The sequence below is a fragment of the Noviherbaspirillum album genome, from assembly GCF_035916955.1.
GTDB classification, from domain to species: domain Bacteria; phylum Pseudomonadota; class Gammaproteobacteria; order Burkholderiales; family Burkholderiaceae_D; genus Noviherbaspirillum; species Noviherbaspirillum album.
Genome location: NZ_JAWIIV010000054.1, coordinates 1 through 25024, shown reverse-complemented (window position 1 = coordinate 25024; position 25024 = coordinate 1). Strand labels below are relative to the sequence as shown.

Sequence of the window (25024 nt, the reverse complement as noted above, 5' to 3'; positions counted from 1 at the left end):
ACCGGGCCAGCGCATCGCCCTACCCGCAGCCCCATGCGGCGGTCTCCGGCGATGCGCGGCCGTTTCCGGCATTCTTCAGCAACAAATCATCGAGCACACAATGAGTGAACCCTCCATTTCCTCCGGCAGCATCTTCATGGTGGTCGCCCCTTCCGGCGCCGGCAAATCCACCCTGGTCAACGCGCTGCTGGCACAGGAACCCGCCATCAAGCTATCCATTTCCTTCACCACGCGCCAGCCGCGTCCGGGCGAGCAGAATGGCCGCGAATACCATTTCACCTCGGTCGAGGATTTCCTGAAAAGGCGGGAGCTTGGGGAATTTCTTGAATCGGCCGAAGTCCACGGTAATTACTACGGAACGTCGCGCCTGCTGATCGAGGATCAAATCAAGGCCGGGACCGACGTTCTACTCGAGATCGACTGGCAGGGCGCGCAGCAGGTCAAGAAACAGTTTCCCCAGGCAATCGGCATTTTCGTGCTGCCTCCGTCCATCGCGGCGCTCGAGGAAAGACTGAAGAAGCGCGGGCAGGACGATTCCCACGTGATCACGCGACGCATTCTGGCCGCGGGCGGCGAGATCGCTCATGCCCCCGAGTTTGAATATGTTATTATTAATCAAGAGTTTGCAACTGCTTTGTCAGAGTTGACCTCCATTGTCAAAGCCGCACGTTGCCGGTTTTCGCAACAAGCCGCACGCAACACTTCCCTGTTCGCCCAGCTGGGCATTCACGCCAATCCAATCTGATTTTGCGTTTTTAGGAGCAAGCATGGCCCGTATCACCATTGAAGACTGCCTGAAGCAGATCCCCAACCGTTTTCAGCTGACTCTGGCTGCAACCTACCGCGCCCGGCAATTGCTGCAAGGCCACACTCCAAAAGTGGACGCCAAGGACAAGCCCACTGTCGTCGCGCTGCGGGAAATCGCCGGCGGCAAGGTCGGCATTGAAATGCTGAAGAAAGTCCCGAACTAAAAAGCATCCCCGGCCTCCCCGAATATTGTGGCAAGACAGACGCGAGAATCAAATTTCGCGACATGACCGATATTTGGGGATGCAACGACATCATGTGACTGATATCCTTCACGTATGAACCTGACCCCTGCAGATTCAAGCTTATCAGTCGCACCCAATAGCCGGGCCAACGTAGAGCGTGCGCCCGTAAGGCATAACGACCCCCTGTCGAAGTCCGAAACCGGTGCCGTGCCGCCGCACGGCGTTGCCTCGGTCAGCCACCTGATCAACAAGGTGGAGGAATACCTGACTCCATCCGAACTGAAGAAGGTCAAGGAAGCCTACCGCTTCTCGGACGAGATGCATCTTGGCCAGATCCGCAAGTCAGGCGAACCGTATATCTCCCATCCGATCGCTGTCGCGGAAATCTGTGCGGAATGGAAGCTGGACGCGCAGGCCATCATGGCGGCATTGTTGCACGACGTCATGGAAGACCAGGGCGTGCATAAGGATGAACTGATCGAGCGCTTCGGCGCGCCGGTCGCTGCGCTGGTCGACGGCTTGTCCAAGCTCGACAAGATCGAATTCCAGAGCCAGATCGAGGCCCAGGCGGAGAATTTCCGCAAGATGCTGCTGGCCATGGCGCGCGACGTGCGCGTCATCCTGGTGAAACTGGCGGACCGGTTGCACAACATGCGCACGCTCGGTGTCATGGTTCCGGAAAAGAAGCGCCGGATCGCGCGCGAGACGATGGAGGTCTATGTTCCTATCGCCCACCGCCTCGGCCTCAACAACATTTACCGGGAATTGCAGGATCTGGCGTTTTCCCATCTTTATCCGGTTCGCTACAGGACCCTGTCGAAAGCGGTTAAGGCGGCGCGCGGCAACCGGCGCGAAGTCGTCACCAAGATCCTCGACTCGGTCAAGAACACGCTGGCCGCGACCGGCATCCAGGCACAGGTGTACGGGCGCGAAAAAACCCTGTACGGCATCTACCGCAAGATGCGCAACAAGCATCTGTCCTTCTCCCAGGTGCTTGACGTCTACGGCTTCCGCATCGTGGTCGACAGCTTCGCGAACTGCTATGTGTCGCTCGGCACCCTTCATGCGCTGTACAAGCCGATGCCAGGCAAGTTCAAGGATTACATCGCCATTCCCAAGCTCAACGGCTACCAGTCGCTGCACACCACCCTGATCGGTCCGTACGGCACTCCGGTCGAGTTTCAGATCCGGACCACCGAGATGCACCGCGTCGCCGAAGCCGGCGTCGCCGCCCACTGGCTGTACAAGGATGACGAAGCCAGCCTGACCGACCTGCAGCAGCGCACCCATGCCTGGCTGCAGTCGCTGCTCGACATCCAGAAGCAGACCGGCGACTCGGCTGAATTCCTCGAGCATGTGAAGGTCGATCTGTTCCCGGACTCGGTCTATGTTTTCACGCCGAAGTCCAAGATCATCGCCCTGCCCCGCGGCGCCACGGTGCTCGACTTTGCCTATACCATCCATACCGACATCGGCGACCAGGCCATCGCCGCGCGCGTCAATCATGAACATGCAGCGTTGCGCGCGGAGCTGCGCAACGGCGACATCGTCGAGATCGTGACCGCGCCGACATCCCGCCCGAGTCCGAACTGGCTGACCTTTGTCCGTACCGGAAAGGCCCGCTCGGCGATCCGGCATCACCTCAGAACCGTCAACCTGGTCGAATCGACCGAGCTCGGCAAGCGCTTGCTGGCGCAGGCTTTGAGCGCGATCGATATCGATCCGCTGCTGCCCGACGCGCTGGTCGACAAGCTCCTGAACGAGTCCAGCGCGAAATCGCTCGATGAACTGTATGCCGACATCGGCGTCGGCAAGCGGATGGCGACGCTGGTGGCGCGCCACATGCGCGGCCTCCTCGAAAACGATGCCGGCTCGCCGCTGCCGCCGCTTGCCAGCGAAAGCAAGATCGGCAAGCTCGACCCCGTCACGATCTATGGTAACGAAGGCACGGCGGTCCAGCTGGCGCAGTGCTGCCTGCCTATCCCCGGCGACGGCATCACCGGCCAGCTCAAGCGCGACCAGGGAATTACCGTACACAGCACCGACTGCGATGTCGCCAAGCGCCATCAGTCCAAGGAACCCGACCGCTGGATCGAACTGGTGTGGGGCAGCGAGCTCAGCCGCCGTTTCGACTGCCGGATAAAGGTCCTGGTCGACAATGAGAAAGGCGTACTTGCGCGGGTAGCCGCCGAGATCGGCGAATCGGACGCCAACATCACCTATGTCGGCATGGATGACGACCGGGACCACCTGATGAAGCAGCTGCGCTTCACCATCCAGGTCGAGGACCGCATCCATGTGGCGCGGCTGATGCGCAATGTCCGGCGCATCCCCGGCGTGGCCCGCATCGTGCGCGAGCGCACTTGACATTCAGAAGCCGCAATTCCGGCGGAATCGGCAAACCTGGCAAACCCTGGGGAAGACTCAGCCGGAATGCATCGACTTGTGCATCCGGCGCAGGCCCAGCCACACGCCTGCGGCGACCAGCGGCACGAGAATGCCGGTCGCCAGCTCCGGATTGATCGGCATGCCGGCCACCTTCACCGCCTTCCCCGCATAACTGAACAGGCCGACCACGTAATAGGTGATGGCTGCAACCGACAGGCCTTCCACGGCCTGCTGCAAGCGCAACTGCTGCGCCGCGCGGGCATTCATCGACTGCAGAATCTTCCGGTTCTGCCTTTCCTGCACGATGCCGACACGGGTACGCAGCAAATCGTTGGTATGGGCGATCCGTTCCGCCAACGCTTCCTGGCGGCGCGCGATCGCCTCGCAGGTATGCATGGCTGGCGTCAGGCGGCGATCCATGAATTCGCCGATCGTCGGGCTTCCTTCAATCCGGTTTTCGCGCAATTCTTCGATGCGCGCATGCACGAGGCTGAAGTAAGCGCGCGATGCGGAAAAGCGGTAACTGTTGTGCAATGAAAGCTTCTCGATCCGCGCGGCCAGCCCTGTAATCGTGGCCAGCAATGCCTGCTCGTCGTCCGCTGTCGACAGCGGATGCCCGTTTGAGGGATCGGTTTCCACCATCGCCGCGGCCAGCGTAGCCAGTTCGCTTTCGATGACATTGAGCACCGGTGTCGCCTGTTGCGCATGAGGCAGGCCGAGCAGCGCCATCATGCGGTATGTTTCGATTTCCAGCAGGCGTTGCACCAGGCGCCCCGATTGCTGCTCATGCAGGCCGACGTCACGCACCACGAACCGGCTGAAACCGTCCGCCTGGATCAGGAAGTCGGTCCACACTTCCCCGCCCTGCAGGACCCGGCTGCCTACCAGCATGCTGCCTTCGAAAACGCGGTGCAGGCCGGCTGCGAAGGCATCGGAAGGTCCTCGGGTATTGTCGAGCACGACATGCGCGGCCACCATGATGGTGCCCTGCAGCCCGGCCAGCCATTCCTGCGGAATATGCTTGACCGGCACATGTTCGAAGGCATGCGCCAGGGGAAGCGATTCGCCATGGCGCTCGGCAAAAGTATAGGTGGCGAACTCGGTATGGCACTCCCATTTGAGTCGGAAGCGGCCGAAGTCATGAAAGAAGTATTTGGCTTCCGAGTCGGGCGCGCTGACGCCGAAATGCTTGCACAATGCCGCGAGCCGCGCATGCTGCGTGCCGCCAATCTGCACGTCCGGGTTGGCGGGATCGCGGGCATACACTGCCAGATGCGTCAGAATCTCCGGCGCATCGAGCCGCAGGAAGGGCCGTGAGTGAACCTCGGCTGCAAGCGGAACCCGCATCGCATGATTCAGGCTTGAAAACAGGATAGGCATTGTTGTGGATATTCTTCTCTATGATTCGAAGCGCGATCTTGCGATCATTGCCGTACCAGGATACCGGCAAGTCCAAACATTGGAACGATGGAATTCCGGAACTCCAGGGCACGAAGCTTGAATGCCCCCTGGAGGCGCATGCCGGCTTTTGGCCGCCAGGCGAATGAAGAAACTCAGGATGCGGGATAGGTTACCGACAGGATAGTCAATTCGTCAACGCCTGCAGGTGTCATGAGCGTCACCGAATCACCTTCGCGCGCCTTGGTGAGCGCGCGGGCGACAGGAGAAATCCAGCTGATCCTGCCGTTGAGGGGATCGAGTTCGTCGATGCCGACGATGGTGACCGTATGCTCGTCGCCAGCCTGGTTTTCGTAGGTCACCGTGGCGCCGAAGAAGATTTGATTGCTGCCGTGATGCACGCTGGGATCGACCACCTCGGCCAGATCAAGGCGTTTGGTGAGAAAACGGATGCGCCGGTCGATCTCGCGCAGCCGGCGCTTGCCGTAGATGTAGTCGCCGTTTTCCGATCGATCTCCGTTCGACGCCGCCCACGACACGATGCGCACCACTTCCGGGCGGTCGACATCGATCAGGCGCAGCAATTCCTCCTTCATGCGCCGGTGGCCGTCGGGCGTCATGTAGTTTTTCGTTCCGGCCGGGATGGCCGGCACCGACGCGTCGAGATCGTCTTCATCGCCGTCGGATTCCTTGACGAATGCCTTGTTCATAATCTCCTAATCGCACTGCAGTCAACAATCAGCATGCCCATTCCTGGGAAGCCGCGAATTCATCGCTCCATTCGAATGCCTTGAGCTCCAGCCTATACAGTTCGTCCGCGCTCAAACCCAGCTTGTGCAGCAGCTGCGCCGGAACCGGTCCGCTATCCTTGACGCGTTCAATGCATTCGGCCAGCCTGAGCATGTCGCCGTACAGGCCGGTTCGGGCAAGCAGGGCTTCCCGAACCGATTGAGCCACCTGGAGCTGATCCAGGATGTCTTTCATCGACATGCCAAACAAAGCATCCATCAGCGACATGATACCCACTGTGTAAGCCTTGCAGGCAGTCGAATCGTCGTCCGGCCGGATGCGCTCGGCAATCAGTTCGAGCAGGCGTCCCCTGGTTGTCGCCATCATCAGCAGCGGCGATGTATGGCCGGGTACCTGGCTGGGCTCGGCGCACAGCAGGATCTGCAGCCAGCGGCGCAGCTGTTCGCGCCCCACGGCCGACATGGCCTCCTTCACGGACTCCACGCGGCGTCCGTCTTGCCCGCGAGGCAATATGTTCGCCATTTGCACCAGGCTGTGCCGAAGTGATGCATCCCGTGCAAATCGGGTCTCGATTTCGCTCATGTCCGCATGCTCGGCAAAGCTGCTCATCACCTCCATGACCGCCAGCTGCGAGGGCGAAAGTTTCTTTCCCTTCAGCACCGTGGGGCGGGCGAAATAGTGTCCCTGAAAATAATCGGCGCCTAGCGCCATGCATCGTTCGAACTGTTCTTCGCTCTCCACCTTTTCGGCAAGAAGCTTTTTGCCGGCGGCCTTGAAGGCCCGCACGCGTTCGGCAAGCTGCTGGTCTGACAATTGCGGCAGGTCCAGCTTGATGATGTCGACATACGGGAGAAAGCGATGCACATCGCCTGTCATCGCGGCTACATCGTCGAGCGCAAAACGATAGCCCTTGCCGGCAAGTTCGGCGACCCGGGCCACCACCTCGTCGCTGGCTTCGACCGTCTCCAGGATTTCCAGCACCACCTTCTCCGGCGGCAAAACATGGATGAAGTCGATCATGAGCGCAGCGGCATCGACATTGATGAAGCCCGGAAAATTGCCGATGACGTTGTGCAAGCCAAGTTCGGAGGCATGCAGGATCACCGAAGCGGTGGCCGATACGTTATCCACCACGTTAGCCGTGTCCGTGTCGGCATCGCGGAACAGCAATTCGTAAGCGACGAGCTTCCTGTTGCGGTCGAGAATCGGTTGGCGGCCCAGGAAGAAATTGCGGACGCCCTGGATGGAAATACTGGATGTTGCGGAAACATGCTCGGTAAGTTTTGCCATGAATGCAATCCATGTTCACTGATGTTTTTCGTATCGAGGCAGCGCATCTTCCACGCCGGCTCCGGGCATATCGTAAAGACATGCAAACATCAGGCCCGTTGCCTTTTTGAGCAACACACCATGCCGTACGGCTGCCATTACTCCCGCTGAGACTTCGGACGTCTGGCGGCCGTCGGCGCTGTCACCGGCGCTCCGCTTTCCAGGACGAAGCCGGCTCCGGCATCTTGCCGCAGTACTTCGACGAGGTAGGGCATGATCTCGCGCAGCATCGGTTCCAGCGTCCAGGGTGGATTGAGAATGAACATTCCGCTGTTATGCAGGCCCACGCCGTCGGGTAGCGGCGCGCTGATGGAAAGACTCACATTCAGCCAGTTCTGACAGGGAAGCCGCTTGAGCTTGTCCGGAAGCTGACGCGCTTCCATGCGCTGCAGCATCGGATACCAGACCGCATAGGTGCCGGTGGCAAAGCGTGCCAGCGCATCTGCCAGGGTATCCTTGACGCGGCGATAGTCGTCCTTGACTTCGTAGGGAGGATCGATCAGCACCAGGCCACGTCTCGAAGGCGGAGGCAGCAATGATTTGAGGCCGCTGAAGCCGTCGGCTTGCTGGATCATGACCCGCTTGCCGCGCACGTTGCTGCGCTGCCCCTGCTCCGCCGCATGCGCCGCAACCTTGCGAAAATTCTCGTTGAGGATCTTGTTATCGCTCGGATGGAGTTCGAACAGGCGAATGCGGTCCTGCTCGCGAGCGACCTTGTCCGCGCAATACGGCGAACCCGGGTAATAGCGCATCTTGCCGCTTGGATTCATGCCCTTCACCAGCTTGACATAGTCGGCCACCGGTCCGGGCAGATCGTTGCGCTCCCACAGGCGGCTAATGCCGGTTTCGTACTCGGTGCTCTTGGCGGCGTATCCGGTATCGAGCGCATAGGCACCCGCGCCGGCATGCGTATCGATGTACATGTAGGCAGTATCCTTCTGCCCGAAATACTGGAGCAGCTGGATGAGGACAATGTGCTTGAGCACGTCGGCATGGTTGCCCGCATGGAAGGCGTGGCGATAGCTCAGCATGGTGTTTCCCGGATGTCAGATTTGAAAGGGTGCACATTTTAACAGTCGGCAGCCTGCCGCTGCGCCAACCTCGGCTGTGAGCGATACCCGTCGCTCGGTTCGACTTGCCGTTCAGTTCGGCTTTTCAGTCGCATGGTGGCAGATGCAGTCGCTTCCGGCTGCCGCGCTTGCAAGATTGCGCAGGATGCCGCACTGCTGCGCGCTCATGTGGGTCCTGCAAGTATTGCGCAAGGCCTGTAGCTGTTTCTGCAGACGCTGCAAGGACTGTATTTGCAGTTCGGTCTGCTGCAGATGCCGGTCGAGCAGCGCATCGATGTCATCGCAGGCAAGATCGGGACGGCCCTGAAAATGCTGGAGGGTGCGGATATCTTCCAGCGACATGCCGAGCGAGCGGCAGTGCCGGATGAACAGCAGACGCTCCGCATCCTCCTCGCCATACTGGCGATAGTTGCCTTCGCTGCGCGGCGGCATGGGCAGCAGGCCTTCCTTTTCGTAATAGCGGATGGTTTCCACCTCCGACCCGGTCCGCCTGGCCAGTTCGCCAATTTTCATGAGTCTCTCCAACGATTGCTTGACTCTATAGTAGCTACAGGGTCTGTAATAAGCAAACCGTATTCATGGAGTCCGTCATGTCCGCCCACTGCTGCGCCCATCTTCCCGCCCCCTCGCCAGCCCGCGATCCGCGCTATCGCCGCGCTCTGTGGATTGCCTTGCTGGTCAATGCGGCGATGTTCGGCGTGGAGTTCGTCGGCGGCATGCACTCCGGATCGACTTCTCTTCTGGCCGATGCGCTGGATTTCTTCGGCGATGCCGCCAACTACGGCGTGTCCCTGCTGGTGCTGTCGATGGCGGCGGCCTGGCGCAGCCGCGCGGCACTGCTCAAGGGCCTGTCGATGGGCGCATTCGGCTGCTTCGTCCTGGCACAGACCGCGTGGAGCATTGCACAGGGAATTCCTCCCGAACCGGCGACGATGGGAATCGTCGGCTTGCTCGCCTTGCTGGCGAACCTGGGCGTGGCGGCCCTGCTCTATGCCTACCGAAGCGGCGATGCAAACATGCGTTCGGTTTGGTTGTGCACACGCAACGATGCCATCGGCAATGCCGCGGTCATGCTCGCCGCCGCCGGCGTCTTCGGCACCGGCAGCGGCTGGCCGGACTGGTCGGTGGCGGCATTGATGAGCGCGCTGGCCCTAAGTGCGTCGTACACTGTAGTGCGCGGCGCGCTTGCGGAACTCCGCTCACGCCACGACAATGACGCGCGGGACAACGCTGCCCGCAAGCATTCGGATAAACATGCGCATACACATGCCGGTCACAACCATTGATATGCTGGGGCCAAGGCGTGCGCCGCCAAGATGACCTTAGACCTGTTTGACGATATCGACCCCATTCCCGCCGCGCACGAGCCCTTGTGCGACGGGGCGATGGTATTGCGGCACTTTGCGCGGCTGGAAGCGGGGAATATTCTTGCCGACGTCGAGGCGATTGCGCAAAAGGCGGCGTTTCGCCGGATGGAAACGCCTGGCGGCTTGCGCATGTCGGTGGCGACGACTTCCTGCGGCAATGTCGGCTGGGTCAGCGACCGCCGCGGGTACCGTTACGACAGCATCGATCCGGTCAGCGGCCAGCCGTGGCCGCGGATGCCTGAGTCATTTTTTGCATTGGCAGGTCGCGCTGCGGCGCTAGCCGGCTTCGATGGCTTCGCTCCGGATGCCTGCCTGATCAATCGCTATGATCCCGGTGCCAAACTATCGCTCCACCAGGACAAGGATGAACGCAGCCTCGATCATCCCATCGTGTCGGTTTCGCTCGGCATGTCCGCCATGTTCCTGTTCGGCGGCATGAAACGGTCGGATTCCGCCATGCGCATACCGTTGATGCATGGCGATGTGGTGGTCTGGGGCGGACCGGCGCGATTGCGCTATCACGGCGTGCTGCCGGTGAAGGAAAAACCGCATTCGCTGACTGGCAGCCGCCGCATCAACCTCACCTTTCGCAAGGCGATGTGACGGTGGAATAAAAAACTGGCCGCGCATGAAGATCATGCGCGGCCAGCAAAAACAACAACGCTATAAACCGAGTGGGAAGTATCCGGGAATGCGGGGCCGCTGCCGGCCCCGCAGATCCATCAATGGAACTGTTCTTCTTCGGTCGAGCCGGTCAGCGCCTTGACGGAGGATGTGCCGCCCTGGATCACTGTGGTGACTTCGTCGAAGTAGCCCGCGCCCACTTCCTGCTGGTGCGACACGAAGGTGTAACCCTTTTCGCGCGCCGCGAATTCCGGCTCCTGCACCATGTTCACATAGTGCTTCATGCCTTCGCCGCGTGCATAGGCATGTGCGAACTGGAAGGTGTTGAACCAGTTGATATGGATGCCGGCCAGCGTGATGAACTGATACTTGTAGCCCAGTTCCGACAGCTTTTCCTGGAAGTCGGCGATTGTCTTGTCGTCGAGATTCTTCTTCCAGTTGAACGAGGGCGAGCAGTTGTAGGACAGCAGCTTGCCCGGGCACTTGGCATGCACGGCCTGCGCGAATTCGCGGGCGAAGCCAAGGTCGGGCGTGCCGGTTTCGCACCAGACCAGGTCGGCCACAGGAGCGTAGGCCACGCCGCGGCTGATCGCCTGCTCGAGGCCGTTCTTGACGCGGTAGAAGCCTTCAGCGGTGCGCTCGCCGGTGAGGAAAGGCTTGTCGTTGGCGTCGTGATCGGAAGTGATCAGGTTCGCTGCCTCGGCATCGGTACGTGCCAGCACGATGGTCGGCACGCCCATGACGTCAGCCGCGAAACGGGCCGCTGTCAGTTTCTCGACGGCTTCCTGAGTCGGCACCAGGACCTTGCCGCCCATGTGGCCGCACTTCTTCACGGCTGCCAACTGGTCTTCGAAGTGCACGCCCGCAGCGCCTGCGGAAATCATGTTCTTCATCAGCTCGAAGGCGTTCAGCACGCCGCCGAAACCGGCTTCGGCATCGGCCACGATGGGCAGGAAGAAATCGACGTAGCCTTCATCGCCTTCGTTGATGCCGCGCGACCACTGGATCTCGTCGGCGCGCTTGAAGGTGTTGTTGATGCGGCGAACCATGGTGGGAACGGAGTCGTAGGCATACAGCGACTGGTCGGGGTACATGGTTTCGGATGTGTTGCCGTCGGCGGCAACCTGCCAGCCGGACAGGTACACCGCTTCCAGGCCAGCCTTGGCTTGCTGCATTGCCTGGCCGGCAGTGATGGCGCCGAATGCATTCACGTAGCCCTTCTTTGCACCGCCGTTGACCTTTGCCCACAGCTTTTCAGCACCTTCCTTCGCCAGCGTGTACTCGATCTGCTTGGAGCCGCGCAGGCGGACTACGTCTTCCGCCGTGTAGTTGCGTGTGATGCCTTTCCAGCGCGGGTTCTCAGCCCAATCTTTTTCCAGTGCCTGAATTTGCTGTTCGCGAGTTGCCATGGTGATTCTCCTGTGGTGATGCGGTCAAAAGAAAAGTGAAGCTCGATGGAGAAATAATAGGCTTTATTTTGCGGGGCAACAAGGTCTTATATAAGACATATAAGTATTTTTTTATCGTTTAAATTCAAATACTTATTTTTCTCTTTTCGCGATGCGCAATAGTTTTTCTCAAAATGAAAAGCGATAATGGTGCCCCGCGTCGCGGGGTTTTCATAATGCGGAATACGGTTTTTGTGATGTGAAAACCTGCAGTAAAGCAGGCGTCTGACTGCAGTCCGAAAAAGACTGAGCCTGCGCAATGGATGGAGGCAACGCTGCTCCAGCCGAGCGGAATGGTTGGAAAGCTGGGGAACGGGAAGGTTCGGAAAGTCCGCAAATGACGGCAGCGGACAAGGCCATGCACCGGATCCGCTGCGAAGGGTTGACGCCGAATGCGTCTAATCGAGTTTTTCAGCCGAAACCAACACGCCATCCGCATCGGCATAGATCCAGTCGCCGGGCCGGATGGCCACGCCGCCGATGCTGACGCGCAGGTCGCGGTCGCCGACGCCCTTGCGCACGCTGCGCTGCGGGTGGGTGGCGAGAGCCCTGACGCCGATCCTGCAGGCATTGATTTCTTCCGAATCGCGGATGCAGCCGTTGACGACGATGCCCGCCCAGCCGTTCTTCTCGGCCAGCACGCCGAGATTGCCGCCCACCAGTGCGCATCGCAGGCTGCCGCCGCCGTCGACTACCAGCACGTGGCCGTTGCCCGGCGTCTCCAGCGTTGCACGCACCAGCACGTTGTCCTCGAATACCTTCAGGGTCGTTGCCGGTCCGGAAAATGCGCGCTGGGCGCCGTAGCTTTGGAAGATCGGCGGCAGTACCGCGAGAGTACCGGCTGCGATCTTGTCTTCGTTGGCGTCGCAGATGTCACATGTCGCAAAGGTCATTGTCTCTCCTGTCATGAACGATGTCATGCAGGATTGTATGCGAGGACCGCGAGCGGCATGTCCGGATGGTCTTGCGCATGATCAGGCAAACTCGCTCCTGGCTGACGCCGTCAAGCGGCGGCACCGGCCTTGACCGCCCTGCTGGCCGTGTTGCTGCCCACGCCGATCGCGGTCAGCAAAGCCATGAACTGGAAGACGCCGATGCCGATGAATACCCAGGCCGGATGCGACCCATCCATCAGTGCCCCGAACAGCAGCGGCGCCGCAGCCAGGCCGATATCGATGCCGGAATACACGACACCGTAGACACGGCCAGTCGAGTTCTTCGGCGCCGCGGCGCGGATCAGCAGGTCGCGCGACGGCCCGGCGATGCCGGAGCCGAAGCCCACCGCGGCCATCAGCGCAACGGAAGCCAGCGGCGGGACCATGCCGCTGGCGATCAGGAAGGCGAAGAGTCCGGAAGCGGCGAAACCGATGGCGATGGTGCGTTCATGCCTGCTTGTTTTCGCCGCCAGGAAGCCGCCCCATAGCATGCCGGCCGCGGACGCAAGCATGTAGGCGGTATAGGCGGTGGTCGCCAGCGCCAGCGATACGCCGTAGAGATCCCGCAGGCCCGATGCGGAAAAGCTTTGCACCCCGCCGATCGCCAGGGCGGTGATCAGGAAAAAGGCGAAGCACATCCATACCGCTGGAATGCGCATGAAGGCAAACGCATCGGCACGGCTCGATGCCTTGACTGGATTGGATACGTGAGGGGTACGGGCATCATATTCGGTGGCGAGCGCTTTCCGGTTCGCGAACAACAGCGCGAGAACGGCGAATGTGATGCCAGCCGCTGCGAGCAGCGCCATGCGCCAGCCGAACAGCCCTGCCATCGGCACCAGGACCAGCGGCGCCGCCGCCCAGCCGAGATTGCCGGTCACGCCGTGGATTGAAAACGCATGGCTGAGCCGTGCCGGGGATACGCGCTGGTTCAACAGCGTGAAGCAGGCGGGATGAAAGACGCTGTTGCCTAAGCCAGCCAGCATCGAACCTAGCATCAGCACCGCGTAATTCGGCGAGGCGGCCAGCACCAGCGCCGACACGCCGAGACAGGCCATGCCGAAAAACAAGACCGTGCTGGCGCCGATGCGGTCGACCACGAAGCCGGAAGTCGCCTGGCCGACACCCGAGACGGCGAAGAACATGGTCATCAGCAGGCCGAGTTCCGCGTAAGACAGGCCGAAAGCTTCCTTAATCCATGGAAACAGGGGGGCGAGAATTAGATGAAAGAAGTGCGACACTCCATGGGCCAATCCTTCCAGGCCGATGACCTGCGCGTCACGACGGAAATCGGTTTGCATGCTTGGCTGCGCCATAAGCTTCTCTTCGGAGGTAAGGTGAATGATGCCAAGTGTAGGCAAAAGCGCAGCGTCTGCTTTAAGATAATGCGACAAGTTTTATCGATTTTCTGCCAACAGTGGGAATTGAGCCGCTTTGTATCTGCCGCTTCGTCCAAAGGATGGAACGATGCCCATAGAACCGATTACCCATACTCGCGTCAATCTCCCCGGAAAGGCGCCCAGCCCGGAACGCCCGGTGCGCATGATGGCCCGCGATCTCGATGTCGCGGAACTGCTTGCCGTGCATCGCCATGCCTGGGGCCAGGTGACCTACGCCATCGAAGGCGTGCTGCGGGTGACCGCGGAAAACAATACCTGGATCGTGCCGCCGCAGCGGGCGATCTGGATTCCGCCGATGCTGCGCCATGAAGTGACGACGCTGGAAAAGACGCGCCTGCGCGCGCTCTATGTGCATGCGGATTCGGCGCCATTCCGCGGACCGCAATGCGAGGTGCTTGAAGTCTCTCCACTGCTGCGCGAACTCGTCGTCGCGCTAGGCCAGGTGGATGAAGCCGGCGAGCGCGAAGCGCTGCTGTCGGCGCTGCTGCTCAATGAACTCGCCGGATTGGCAACCTTGCCGATACGCGTCGCCCTGCCATCGGACAAGCGGCTCAGGACGCTCTGCGAACACGTGATCGCCGACCCGGCTTCGCCGCTGACGCTGGATGAATGGGCGGAACAGGTCGGCGCCTCGGCCCGCACGCTTGCGCGCCTGTTCGAACGGGAACTCGACACCAGTTTCCGGGAGTGGCGGCAACAGGTCAGGCTGGCGCATGCGGCGCCGCTCATTGCGCGAGGCATGCCGCTGTCGCAGGTTGCGGCGGAACTCGGTTATGCCAGCCAGTCGGCGTTTTCAGCGATGTTTCGGAAGACTTTCGGCCAGCCGCCGAGCGTATTCTTTGCGAAGCGGGAACGCTGAATCCCTACAACTGTTTTCAAAGACAACAAAAAACCCGGAGGCCGTAAGAGGCATCCGGGTTGTCAGGAAAGGCGGCATGGGCGGCATGGGGGCATGCCGCCCGCATGATCGCATGATCGTATGATCACATCAGGTCATCAGTCCATCATTCGGCGCTGGCTTTCTCGAACGCCAGTTCGCTGCCATTGACACTTACCGCAATCACATCCTTGGGCCCGAACCTGCCTTCAAGAATCAGCTTGGACAGCGGGTTCTCGAGCTCCTGCTGGATCGCGCGCTTCAAGGGGCGCGCGCCGTACACCGGATCGAAACCGGCCTCCGCGATCTTCTGCAGGGCGCCGTCGGTCACCTTCAATCCGATATCCAGCTTGGCCAGCCGCTTTTCCAGCACTTGCAGCTGGATGCGCGCGATCGAACCGATGTTCTTCTCGTCGAGGGCATGGAATACCACCAGCTCGTCGATGCGGTTGACGAATTCCGGTCGGAAGTGGGTTTTCACCTCGGCCATCACCGCCAGCTTTACCAGCGCCGGATCGCTGTCCTCCATCGACTGGATCTTGTGTGAACCCAGGTTCGATGTCATCACGATCACCGTGTTCTTGAAGTCCACGGTGCGTCCCTGTCCATCTGTCATGCGGCCATCGTCGAGCACCTGCAGCAGCACGTTAAAGACATCGGCGTGGGCCTTTTCGATCTCGTCGAGCAGGATCACGCTGTAGGGCTTGCGGCGCACCGCTTCGGTCAGGTAGCCGCCCTCTTCATAACCGACATAGCCGGGCGGCGCGCCGATCAGGCGCGCGACCGAATGCTTCTCCATGAACTCGCTCATGTCGATGCGGATCAGTGCTTCCTCGGTATCGAACAGGAAGGAGGCCAGCGCCTTGCACAGCTCGGTCTTGCCGACGCCGGTGGGGCCGAGGAACATGAAGGATCCATACGGCCGGTCCGGATCGGAGAGGCCGGCGCGCGAGCGGCGGATTGCATCCGACACCGCGACGATGGCTTCATGCTGGCCGACCACGCGCTTGTGCAGCTCGTCTTCCATCTGCAGCAGCTTGTCGCGTTCGCCCTGCATCATCTTGGACACCGGAATGCCGGTCGCCCGCGACACCACCTCGGCTATTTCCTCGGCGCCGACCTGCGTGCGCAGCAACTTGCGCTCGGGCTTGGCCGGTTCGCCGCCTTCGGTATCGGCCTGCCTGAGCTGCGCCTCGAGCTGCGGCAGGCGGCCGTACTGCAGTTCGGACATCTTTTGCCAATCGCCCTTGCGCTTGGCTTCGTCCATCTGCAGGCGCACCTTCTCGATCTCTTCCTTGATCTGCTGGCTGCCGTGCACCGCCGACTTCTCGGCCTTCCAGACTTCGTCGAGGTCGGCATACTCGCGCTCGAGCTTGTGGATCTCTTCCTCGATCAAGCCCAGCCGCTTCTGCGAAGCCTCGTCGGTTTCCCTGCGCACCGCTTCACGCTCGATCTTCAGCTGGATCAGGCGGCGGTCGAGCTTGTCCATCACCTCGGGCTTGGAATCGATCTCGATCTTGATCTTCGACGCAGCTTCGTCGATCAGGTCGATCGCCTTGTCCGGCAGGAAGCGGTCGGTGATGTAGCGATGCGACAGCTCTGCCGCGGCAACAATCGCCGGGTCGGTGATGTCGACACCATGGTGCACTTCATATTTCTCCTGCAGCCCGCGCAGGATCGCAATGGTCGCTTCCACGCTGGGCTCGTCGACCAGAATCTTCTGGAAGCGGCGCTCGAGCGCGGCATCCTTCTCGATGTACTTGCGGTATTCGTCGAGCGTGGTGGCGCCGACGCAATGCAACTCGCCGCGCGCCAGCGCCGGCTTGAGCATGTTGCCGGCATCGATCGCGCCCTCGGCCTTGCCGGCGCCGACCATGGTGTGGAGCTCGTCGATGAAGACGATGGTCTGACCTTCATCCTGGGCAATTTCCTTGAGCACGGCCTTCAAGCGCTCCTCGAACTCGCCACGGTACTTCGCGCCGGCGAGCAAGGCGGCCATGTCGAGCGACAGCACGCGCTTCGATTTCAGGCTGTCCGGCACTTCGCCGTTGACGATGCGCTGCGCCAGTCCTTCGACGATGGCGGTCTTGCCGACGCCGGGTTCGCCGATCAGCACCGGATTGTTCTTCGAGCGGCGCTGCAGCACCTGGATCGCGCGGCGGATTTCGTCGTCGCGGCCGATCACCGGGTCGAGCTTGCCGGCGCGCGCGCGCTCGGTGAGGTCGAGCGTGTATTTCTTCAGGGCTTCGCGCTGTCCTTCCGCATCGGCCGAATTCACGTTGCCGCCGCCCCGCACCGCAGTGATCGCGGCTTCCAGCGACTTGCGGGTCAGGCCGTTGTCGCGCGCGATGCGGCCGGCCTCGGACTTGTCGTCGGTCAGGGCCAGCAGCACCATTTCGCTGGCGATGAACTGGTCGCCGCGTTTCTGCGCTTCCTTGTCGGCAAGGTTCAGCAATGACACAGATTCGCGGCCGATCTGCACTTCGCCGCCATTGCCGGAGACCTTGGGCAGGCGCTCCAGCGCGGTTTTGAGACCGGAGCTGAGGCCGTTGACGTTGACCCCGGCACGCTGCAGCAGCGAGCGCGCACCGCCATCGTCCTGGTTGATCAGGGCGTTCAGGACGTGCACCGGCTCGATGTATTGGTTATCATTGCCGACCGCCTGGCTTTGGGCGTCGGACAGAGCCTCTTGCAATTTTGTTGTCAGTTTGTCGAGACGCATGGGATGTTCTCCGAAAAAATTCAATCTGCCAACAAAGTAGGGGCGAGCCACCACATTTCAAGAAAGGATGTTTGAGCCTGCCCGTCCAGGACTCCCGACATCATGGATCTGCATCAACTTCAAGTCAGTTATCAGGCCGAGGAAGACCGGCTATTGTTCCGCGCCTCGTTCAAGGCGGAGGATGGCACGCTGCAGGAACTGCGCGCGTGGATCACCCGGCGGCTGCTCAGAGTCTTGTGGCCGGCTATTCTGCAGACGCTCGAAACACAGGTAAGGCTCGACAAGCCGCAGGCGGCGCACGCCAGCGCCGACATCGTTGGCATGGATCATCATGCTTCCATCGAACACATTCGCGATACCGGTAATTTTGATACGTACTACGAAACCGAAATAAGCCACTTTCCACTAGGCGAAGCTCCCCTCCTGATTACCTCGGTCAATTTCGCCCAGCACGCCGACCAGCCTGTTCGAATCAACTTCTCACCGGCCGACAGCGGTGGCTTCGAATTGTCGTTTACCTTGGTCATGCTGCACGGTTTCTGCTCCCTGATCAGGGAGGCGGCAAACATGGCGGAATGGGATATTGCGCTGGAGATGCCGGGCGCCCTCGGCGCGACCGCCGCCGGCTTGCACCTGCTTAACTAGTTAACGCGCGATAGGTGCCGAAGCCTGCGATGCAGCAGGCAACCGAACCGATCAGATGCAGCGCGGAGTGGCCGAGCGCCCAAGCATAGTCGCCGCGTTGCAGCAGGGTCATGGATTCGGCGGAAAAGGTGGAAAACGTTGTCAGCCCGCCGAGGAAGCCGGTCATTGCGAGCAATCGCCATTCCGGAGCGATTCCGGGATGACCGGCAAAGAATCCGACCGCCAGTCCGATCAGATAGCCGCCGCCCAGGTTGGCAACCAGCGTTCCTAAAGACAAGTTCGCGATGAGGCCATTAAGCCACCGGGCGAGGCCCCAGCGCAGCCAGGCGCCGATCGCCGCACCCAGACCGACGGCAAGCCAGCTCATGCCGCCGGACCGGCGTTATCGGAGACGACGCCCCATTTCGCGAGCGCCTTGTCATCGGTGACGCGGGCATCCACCCAGCGCGCGCCGTCCGGCGTCTGTTCCTTCTTCCAGAACGGCGCCTGGGTCTTGAGGAAATCCATGATGAATTCGCAGGCGGCAAACGCTTCGCCGCGATGCGCGGAAGTGACCGCCACCAGCACGATCTGATCCAGCGGCTTGAGCGGGCCGACGCGATGGATCACCAGCGCATCGACGATGTTCCACCGGCCCTTGGCCCGGGCGACGATGTCTTCCAGCGCCTTTTCGGTCATGCCTGGATAATGTTCCAGCTCCATCTCGCTGACACCGGCCCCGTCATTGATGTCGCGCACGGTGCCGATGAAGCTTGCCACCGCGCCGACCTGCGGCTGGCCGGCGCGCAGCGCGGCGATCTCGGTGCTGACGTCGAAATCCTCGGTCTGGACGCGGATCGGCATGACCTAGCCTCCTGTCACCGGGGGAAAGAATGCCACTTCGCAGCCTTCGCTGATACGTGTGGCGGCGTCGGTCATCTGCTGATTGCAGGCCATGCGCAGCGCCCTGCCTTCCGCCAGCGCTTCGGCCCAGGCGCCGCCGCGGCTGCGCAGGAAGGTACGCACATCGCCAACGGTGAGCACGTCGCCGGGGAGCGTTACCGCTTCCTGGCCGGTTCCCACGGCCTCTCTGACGCTGGCGAAGAAACGAAGCTGGATCTGCATGGCGGGCCTAGTAGAGCAATTCGTTGAAGGGAATGAAACGCACGGTGTCGCCGGGCGCAATCGTCCGCCCCGGCGGATTGTCGATGACGCCGTCGCCCCAAACGGTCGACGTCAGCACCGCCGAGCTCTGGTTGGGGAACAGGTCAAGCCCGCCGGTGGCGTTGATGCGCGCGCGCAGGAATTCATTCCGGCGATCGGCCCTGGGCCAGGCGAAGTCCGCGCGCATCGCATAGGCCTTCGGCGCGACATCGGCGACGCCCTGCATGCGCAGTATGAAGGGCCTGACGAACAGCATGAAGGTGATGAAACTCGAAACGGGATTACCCGGCAGGCCAAGGAAGAATGCCGTGCCGCCGGCGCGGTTGACCTCACCGAACGCAAGCGGCTTGCCCGGCTTGATCGCGATCTGCCACATATTCAGGCGCCCTTCCGCTTCGACGGCGGGCTTGATGTGGTCCTCCTCGCCGACAGACACGCCACCGGAGGTGATGATCAGGTCATGCCCGGCTGCCGCCTTCCGCAAGGTTTCGCGGGTGGCATCGAAGGTGTCGGGCACGATGCCGAAATCGGTGAAGTCGCAGCCGAGGTTTTCCAGCAGACCGCGCAGCGTGAACCGGTTGGAATTGTAGATGGCGCCCGGCTTCAGCGGCTCGCCCGGCATCGCCAGTTCATCGCCGGTGAAGAAGACGGCAACGCGCGGCTTGCGCAGCACCGGCAGCGTCGCCAGGCCGACCGAGGCGGCCAGCCCCAGTTCCTGGGCGCGCAGGCGGGTGCCGGCGTCCAGGATGACGCTGCCGGCGCGAATATCCTCGCCGGTGCGGCGTATCCATTCGCCGGGCTGCGGCGCATGCTTGACGGTCACCATGCCGGAGGCTGGATCGGCCTCGCATTGCTCCTGCATGACCACCGCGTCGGCGCCCTCGGGAATCATCGCGCCGGTGAAGATGCGCGCGATCGTTCGCGCCCGCAGCGGCTCGCCGACCACGCCGGCGGGAATGCGCTGAGACACGCTGAAACTGGCAGCGCCGCTGGCGCATTCGGCGGAACGCACCGCGTAGCCATCCATCTGGGTATTGTCCATCGGCGGTACATTGATGGTCGAGCTTTGCGCCTGCGCGAGGATGCGGCCGTTGGCTTCCAGCGTGGAAACGGTTTCCGACTCGACGATGGGCCGGGCGGCGGAGAGCAGGAGGTCGAGCGCCTCGGCGGCGCTCAGCATGGCTTTCTTTTCACTCATGTTCGGACAAGGTTGAAGCCTGCAAGGTTGTAGCCTTTTTGTTGTGCGGGGGCAGCACGGCAGCGGCTGCCCGCCGGGAAATTACAAGCCGGTATGCCGGGCGATGAATGCCTTCATCTTTTCCACATCCGTGCCCATGACTTCATAGCGCTGCGGCAGCGACTCGATATTCTCGAAGCCCGCCGGACGCTCGGCATCGCGTCCCAGCGCCTCGCGGATTGTCTCATTGAACTTGGCCGGCAATGCCGTCTCCAGCACGATCATCGGTATGCCCGGCTTCGCATAGTCGCGCGCCACCTTGATGCCGTCGGCGGTATGGGTATCGACGGTCACGCCATACTGCGCATGGACGTCGCGGATGGTCGCCACGCGATCCGCATGCACCGATTTGCCGGACACGAAACCGTAGGCGCCGACCTTGGCGAATTCATCGCCGTCGCTGCCCGGCTTGCCCGACAGGTCGAAGCCGCCGTGGGAATCGACGCGCTTGAACAAAGCGCGCACCCGCTCCGCATCGCGGCCCAGCAAGTCGTAGACGAATCGCTCGAAGTTGGACGCCTTGCTGATGTCCATGCTGGGGCTCGTCGTGTGGTAGGTCTCGGACGCCTTGCGCACCCGGTAGACGCCGGTGCGGAAGAATTCGTCGAGCACGTCGTTCTCATTGGTGGCCGCGACCAGCGTATCGATCGGAATGCCCATCATGCGGGCGATATGGCCGGCGCAGATGTTGCCAAAATTGCCGGAGGGAACGGTAAACGACACCTTCTGGTCATTGCTGGCGGTTGCGCTCAGGTAACCGCGCACGTAATACACCACCTGCGCCACCACGCGCGCCCAGTTGATGGAATTGACGGTGCCGATCTTCTGGCGGGCCTTGAACTCCAAGTCGTTGGACACCGCCTTGACCATGTCCTGGCAATCGTCAAAAACGCCTTCAACCGCGATGTTGAAAATGTTCGGATCCTGCAGGCTGAACATCTGCGCGGTCTGGAATGCGCTCATCTTCTTGTGCGGCGACAGCATGAAGACGCGGATGCCCTTCTTGCCGCGCATCGCATATTCGGCGGCGCTGCCGGTGTCGCCGGAGGTCGCGCCGAAGATGTTGAGTTCGGCGTTCTGCTTGGCCAGCGCATATTCGAACAGGTTGCCCAGCAATTGCATGGCCATGTCCTTGAAGGCCAGCGTCGGACCGTTGGACAGCGCCTGCAGCACCAGCTTGCGGCCATCCTTGTCTTCCAGAGTGCACAGCGGCGTGATCTGCGCGGCGTCCTCACCCTGGCGCACGTTGCGGTAGACGTCGGCGGTATAGGTCTTGCGGGTCAGTTCCCTGAGATCGGCTTCCGGGATGTCGGTCGCAAACTTCTTCAGCACTTCAAATGCGAGGTCGGCATAGGACAGCTTGCGCCAGACATCGAGTTCGGCGCCGGAAATCTTCGGATACTCGACCGGAAGGTAGAGGCCGCCGTCTGGAGCGAGGCCGCCGAGGAGGATCTGGGAAAAGGACTGGGCCGGCGACTGGCCGCGGGTGGAGACGTATTGCATAAGCTCTTGAAAGATTGGTAATCGGGTGGCGTGCTGCACTGAATTGCCGTTCGCCCGCCATTATAACTGCCGCCTCCCCGGCAGTCGCCCCGAATGCCGCACTCGTTGCGTGCAGCCGGCAGAATCACGCTGCGTGGTGCAAGGCCCGCGCCGGCACATGCTCGAGCATGTCGGCAACCAGTTGCCGCAGCCCAATCCTGGCCTTCCATCCCCAGTCGGCCCGGGCGTAGGTATCGTCGAGGCTATGCGGCCAGGTGTCGGCGATTGCCTGACGGTGGTCCGGCTGATAACGGATATCGAATCCCGGCAACTGGCGGCGGATTTCCTCGGCCAGCTCGCTTGGGGAAAAGCTCAATCCGGCGACGTTGTAGGCGGAGCGCACGCGGATCTGTTCCGCAGGAGCTTCCATCAGTTCGATGGTGGCGCGGATGGCGTCGGGCATGTAAATCATCGGCAGCGTCGTTTCCGGGCCGAGATAGCAGGAATAGCATTCCCCCTGTCTGGCGGCATGAAAGATGGCAATCGCATAATCGGTGGTGCCGCCGCCCGGGGGCGACTTGTGGCTGATGATGCCCGGATAGCGGATGCTGCGCACGTCGACGCCGAACTTGCTGAAATAGTATTCGCACAGGCGCTCTCCGGCCTGCTTGCTGATGCCGTAGATCGTGGTCGGGTCCATCACCGCCAGCTGCGGCGTGTCGACGGCTGGCGTATGCGGGCCAAAGGCGGCGATCGACGATGGCCAGAATACCTTCAGCGGCTTGCCGGCGGCGGTCCGCTCGCGCGCCAGTTCCAGGATGTTGAGCAGGCCGTTCATGTTGAGCGTCCAGGCCTTGAGTGGCGCCTGCTCGCCGGTGACGGAAAGCAATGCCGCCAACTGGTAGACCTGAGTAATCCGGCAGGCGTCGGCGACCTGCGCGATGCGTGCCGCATCAAGTACATCCAGCGTTTCATAGCGCGCGGCGCCGAACAGGCTGCTCGGCCCGATGTCCGCCGCGATCACATTGTCGGCGCCATGCTGCAAGACCAGCGCTTCGACCAGTTCGCTGCCGATTTGGCCGTTGGCGCCGATGACCAGAATTCTTTCCATAGCCCTGCTCCTCGATTCTTCAATGCCTCAGTTTTTCAACAGTCCAAGTTCCTGGCCGGTCTGGCGGAAGGCGGCCAACGCCTTGTCGAGCTGTTCGCGGCTATGCGCCGCTGACAGCTGTACGCGCACCCTGGCCTGCCCCATCGGCACCACCGGGTAGAAGAAGCCGGTGACCAGCACGCCGCGTTCGTACAGCCGCTGCGCGAATTTCTGCGCCAGCGGCGCATCGAACAGCATCACCGGAACCACCGGATGCGTGCCCGGCTTGATGGTGAAACCCATTTCGCTGATGGCGGCGCGGAAATAAGCGGTATTGGCATGCAGCCGGTCGCGCAGTTCGGTGGATGATGAAAGTCGCCCGAGCACGTCGAGCGAGGCGCCGGCGATCGCCGGGGCCAGGGAATTCGAGAACAGATAGGGCCGCGATTTCTGGCGCAGCGTCTGGATCACTTCCCTGCGACCCGAGGTGAAGCCGCCCATGGCGCCGCCGAGCGCCTTGCCCAGCGTGCCGGTGATGATGTCGATGCGGCCCATGACGCCATGATGTTCATGGGTGCCGCGGCCGGTCTTGCCCATGAAGCCGGACGCATGGCATTCGTCGATCATGACCAGCGCGCCGTAGCGGTCGGCCAGTTCGCATATCTTGTCGAGCTGGGCAATGGTGCCGTCCATCGAGAAAACGCCGTCGGTGACGATCAGCTTGTGGCGCTTGCCTGCAGCCGTGGCCTGCTGCAGCTGGACTTCGAGGTCGGCCATGTCGTTGTGCTGGTAACGGAAGCGCGCCGCCTTGCACAGGCGAATGCCGTCGATAATGGAGGCGTGGTTGAGCGCGTCGGAGATGATGGCGTCCTGTTCATCGAGCAGCGGTTCGAACACGCCGCCGTTGGCATCGAAGGCCGCCGCGTACAGGATCGTGTCCTCGGTGCCGAGGAAGTCGGACAAAGCGCGTTCCAGTTCCTTGTGCACCGTCTGAGTGCCGCAGATGAAACGTACCGACGACAGCCCGTAGCCATAGGTTTCGGTAGCCGCGACAGCGGACCGCACCATCGCTTCGTCGCCGGACAGGCCGAGATAGTTGTTGGCGCACAGATTGATCAACTTGCGGCCGTCATCGCATACCACTTCGGCGCCCTGCCTGGAAGCAATGACGCGCTCCGGCTTGAAGAGCCCCTGTTCTCGCAAACCGGCAAGCTCCTGGGCAAGCCTTTCATAAAATGTTTCGCGCTGCGTATCCAAAGCCATCACTCCTCCGCCAAGGTCGATATGGCATGCAAGCTTGTTCACCCAAGCTGCCAGCCATCTGCTACGATCATGTTCACTAAATCGAAATAAATTCGATATATGGAACTCTTGTTTAATATATTGAATATTAACGAGCCCCATTGAACATTGCAAGACGCCTAATGAAAAATATTGCTGTCCCCGCATCGCCGCCCGAAGTCGGTGCCATGCTGCAAAAGCTGCGGCTGAAAAGAGGTTTGACACTTGACGACTTGTCGCGTGCCGCCGGCGTTTCGAAATCGATGCTGTCGCAGATCGAGCGCGAAAAAGCCAATCCGACCATCGCCGTGGCATGGCGCCTGGCCAATGCACTCGGAGTCGGCATCGGGGAGTTGCTGTCGGCCAATTCGGAGCAACCGGAAGCCGTGCATGTGCTGGAGCCGCATGAAACTCCCACCCTTCCCGGTCACCATTCCGGTTACGTACTGCGCATCCTCGGACCGATGGACCTGGCCGGGAAATTCGAATGGTACGAACTGACCCTGGCGCCGAACGGCATGCTCAGGTCCAACCCCCATGATCCCGGCACCATGGAGCACCTGACGCTGGTCAGCGGCGGCATGGAAGTCGAGGTGGACGGAACCGCGCGCCTGCTCAAGGTCGGCGGCACCGCGCGCTACGCCGCGGACCGGCCGCACATCATTCGCAACAGCGGAGAAAGCGAAGCCAAGGCGATGCTGGTGGTGATTCACCGCTGACACGGCAGCGGAAAAGACAAGCGGCAAAAATAAAAAAGCGCCCGGCAAGCGGGTAATGCCGTTCAGTTAAGACTGAGCGGCATTTTTCTTTTCGGGTGTTGTAAACGGTCGCGAGGGCTGTTAACCT

The 25024-nt window shown here is 61.4% G+C and carries 24 protein-coding genes; 8 read left to right on the top strand and 16 right to left on the bottom strand.

Going from position 1 to position 25024, the window contains the following annotated elements:
- The first annotated feature begins 100 nt into the window (after positions 1-100).
- The 3 genes from gmk (at position 101) to RY831_RS30405 (ending at position 3359) form a co-directional block, all read left to right on the top strand.
- A complete protein-coding gene (gene gmk, locus RY831_RS30415; protein ID WP_326510066.1) occupies positions 101-745 on the top strand; it encodes a guanylate kinase in 645 nt (214 codons plus the stop codon).
- A 22-nt stretch (positions 746-767) separates the two neighbouring features.
- Entirely contained in the window at positions 768-971 is a 204-nt protein-coding gene (gene rpoZ, locus RY831_RS30410; protein ID WP_326510065.1) for a DNA-directed RNA polymerase subunit omega, read from the top strand.
- Positions 972-1085: 114 nt separating this feature from the next.
- Entirely contained in the window at positions 1086-3359 is a 2274-nt protein-coding gene (locus RY831_RS30405) for a RelA/SpoT family protein (RefSeq protein ID WP_326510064.1), read from the top strand.
- 57 nt (positions 3360-3416) lie between these two features.
- Here the strand turns inward: RY831_RS30405 and RY831_RS30400 are convergent, their stop codons facing one another.
- From RY831_RS30400 to cadR, 5 genes are all read right to left on the bottom strand, one after another.
- Positions 3417-4760 carry a DUF3422 family protein gene (locus RY831_RS30400; protein ID WP_326510063.1) on the bottom strand — a complete coding sequence of 448 codons (1344 nt, stop codon included), beginning with the start codon at positions 4758-4760 and terminating at the stop codon, positions 3417-3419.
- Between the two features lie 173 nt (positions 4761-4933).
- Positions 4934-5488 (bottom strand): transcription elongation factor GreB, encoded by a 555-nt coding sequence (gene greB, locus RY831_RS30395; protein WP_326510062.1) that lies wholly within the window; start codon positions 5486-5488, stop codon positions 4934-4936.
- A 28-nt stretch (positions 5489-5516) separates the two neighbouring features.
- Positions 5517-6818, bottom strand: a complete 1302-nt coding sequence (locus RY831_RS30390; protein WP_326510061.1) for an EAL and HDOD domain-containing protein — start codon at positions 6816-6818, stop codon at positions 5517-5519.
- Between the two features lie 137 nt (positions 6819-6955).
- A complete protein-coding gene (locus tag RY831_RS30385) occupies positions 6956-7888 on the bottom strand; it encodes a 23S rRNA (adenine(2030)-N(6))-methyltransferase RlmJ (protein ID WP_326510060.1) in 933 nt (310 codons plus the stop codon).
- A gap of 111 nt (positions 7889-7999) precedes the next feature.
- Positions 8000-8440, bottom strand: coding sequence for a Cd(II)/Pb(II)-responsive transcriptional regulator (gene cadR, locus RY831_RS30380; RefSeq protein ID WP_326510059.1), 441 nt, complete (start codon positions 8438-8440; stop codon positions 8000-8002).
- A gap of 77 nt (positions 8441-8517) precedes the next feature.
- Between cadR and RY831_RS30375 the strand changes: the two genes are divergently transcribed.
- On the top strand, positions 8518-9213 hold the full coding sequence (locus RY831_RS30375) for a cation efflux transmembrane domain-containing protein (protein WP_326510058.1): 696 nt from the start codon (positions 8518-8520) through the stop codon (positions 9211-9213).
- Between the two features lie 30 nt (positions 9214-9243).
- A complete protein-coding gene (gene alkB / locus RY831_RS30370; protein WP_326510057.1) occupies positions 9244-9897 on the top strand; it encodes a DNA oxidative demethylase AlkB in 654 nt (217 codons plus the stop codon).
- Between the two features lie 119 nt (positions 9898-10016).
- Here the strand turns inward: alkB and aceA are convergent, their stop codons facing one another.
- The 3 genes from aceA to RY831_RS30355 form a co-directional block, all read right to left on the bottom strand.
- Positions 10017-11327 carry an isocitrate lyase gene (gene aceA, locus RY831_RS30365; RefSeq protein WP_326510056.1) on the bottom strand — a complete coding sequence of 437 codons (1311 nt, stop codon included), beginning with the start codon at positions 11325-11327 and terminating at the stop codon, positions 10017-10019.
- Between the two features lie 437 nt (positions 11328-11764).
- Entirely contained in the window at positions 11765-12259 is a 495-nt protein-coding gene (gene rraA, locus RY831_RS30360) for a ribonuclease E activity regulator RraA (RefSeq protein ID WP_326510055.1), read from the bottom strand.
- A 110-nt stretch (positions 12260-12369) separates the two neighbouring features.
- On the bottom strand, positions 12370-13602 hold the full coding sequence (locus tag RY831_RS30355; protein WP_326510054.1) for an MFS transporter: 1233 nt from the start codon (positions 13600-13602) through the stop codon (positions 12370-12372).
- Positions 13603-13768: 166 nt separating this feature from the next.
- Here RY831_RS30355 and RY831_RS30350 point away from each other — a divergent pair, with 166 nt between their 5' ends.
- The gene (locus RY831_RS30350; protein ID WP_326510053.1) at positions 13769-14560 is read left to right on the top strand and encodes an AraC family transcriptional regulator; all 792 of its coding nucleotides are present in this window, start codon (positions 13769-13771) and stop codon (positions 14558-14560) included.
- A 145-nt stretch (positions 14561-14705) separates the two neighbouring features.
- On the opposite strand, the gene clpB is transcribed toward RY831_RS30350, so the two are convergent.
- The gene (clpB, locus tag RY831_RS30345; RefSeq protein ID WP_326510052.1) at positions 14706-17300 is read right to left on the bottom strand and encodes an ATP-dependent chaperone ClpB; all 2595 of its coding nucleotides are present in this window, start codon (positions 17298-17300) and stop codon (positions 14706-14708) included.
- 102 nt (positions 17301-17402) lie between these two features.
- On the opposite strand from clpB, the gene RY831_RS30340 reads away from it, so the two are divergent.
- Complete coding sequence (locus RY831_RS30340) at positions 17403-17945, top strand: hypothetical protein (RefSeq protein WP_326510051.1); 543 nt, start codon at positions 17403-17405, stop codon at positions 17943-17945.
- Here the strand turns inward: RY831_RS30340 and crcB are convergent.
- From crcB to kbl, 7 genes are all read right to left on the bottom strand, one after another.
- On the bottom strand, positions 17938-18312 hold the full coding sequence (crcB, locus tag RY831_RS30335; protein ID WP_326510050.1) for a fluoride efflux transporter CrcB: 375 nt from the start codon (positions 18310-18312) through the stop codon (positions 17938-17940). The genes RY831_RS30340 and crcB overlap by 8 nt on opposite strands.
- Positions 18309-18788 (bottom strand): molybdopterin synthase catalytic subunit MoaE, encoded by a 480-nt coding sequence (gene moaE / locus RY831_RS30330; RefSeq protein ID WP_326510049.1) that lies wholly within the window; start codon positions 18786-18788, stop codon positions 18309-18311. Before moaE ends, crcB begins: the two co-directional genes overlap by 4 nt.
- A 3-nt stretch (positions 18789-18791) precedes the next feature.
- On the bottom strand, positions 18792-19049 hold the full coding sequence (moaD, locus tag RY831_RS30325) for a molybdopterin converting factor subunit 1 (RefSeq protein ID WP_326510048.1): 258 nt from the start codon (positions 19047-19049) through the stop codon (positions 18792-18794).
- Between the two features lie 7 nt (positions 19050-19056).
- Positions 19057-20286, bottom strand: coding sequence for a molybdopterin molybdotransferase MoeA (locus RY831_RS30320; RefSeq protein ID WP_326510047.1), 1230 nt, complete (start codon positions 20284-20286; stop codon positions 19057-19059).
- Positions 20287-20367: 81 nt separating this feature from the next.
- Complete coding sequence (gene thrC, locus RY831_RS30315; protein ID WP_326510046.1) at positions 20368-21828, bottom strand: threonine synthase; 1461 nt, start codon at positions 21826-21828, stop codon at positions 20368-20370.
- A gap of 124 nt (positions 21829-21952) precedes the next feature.
- Positions 21953-22918, bottom strand: coding sequence for an NAD-dependent epimerase/dehydratase family protein (locus RY831_RS30310; RefSeq protein ID WP_326510045.1), 966 nt, complete (start codon positions 22916-22918; stop codon positions 21953-21955).
- Between the two features lie 27 nt (positions 22919-22945).
- Positions 22946-24160, bottom strand: a complete 1215-nt coding sequence (gene kbl, locus RY831_RS30305) for a glycine C-acetyltransferase (protein WP_326510044.1) — start codon at positions 24158-24160, stop codon at positions 22946-22948.
- 161 nt (positions 24161-24321) lie between these two features.
- On the opposite strand from kbl, the gene RY831_RS30300 reads away from it, so the two are divergent.
- Positions 24322-24897, top strand: coding sequence for a helix-turn-helix domain-containing protein (locus tag RY831_RS30300; RefSeq protein WP_326510043.1), 576 nt, complete (start codon positions 24322-24324; stop codon positions 24895-24897).
- The last annotated feature ends 127 nt before the right edge of the window (positions 24898-25024 follow it).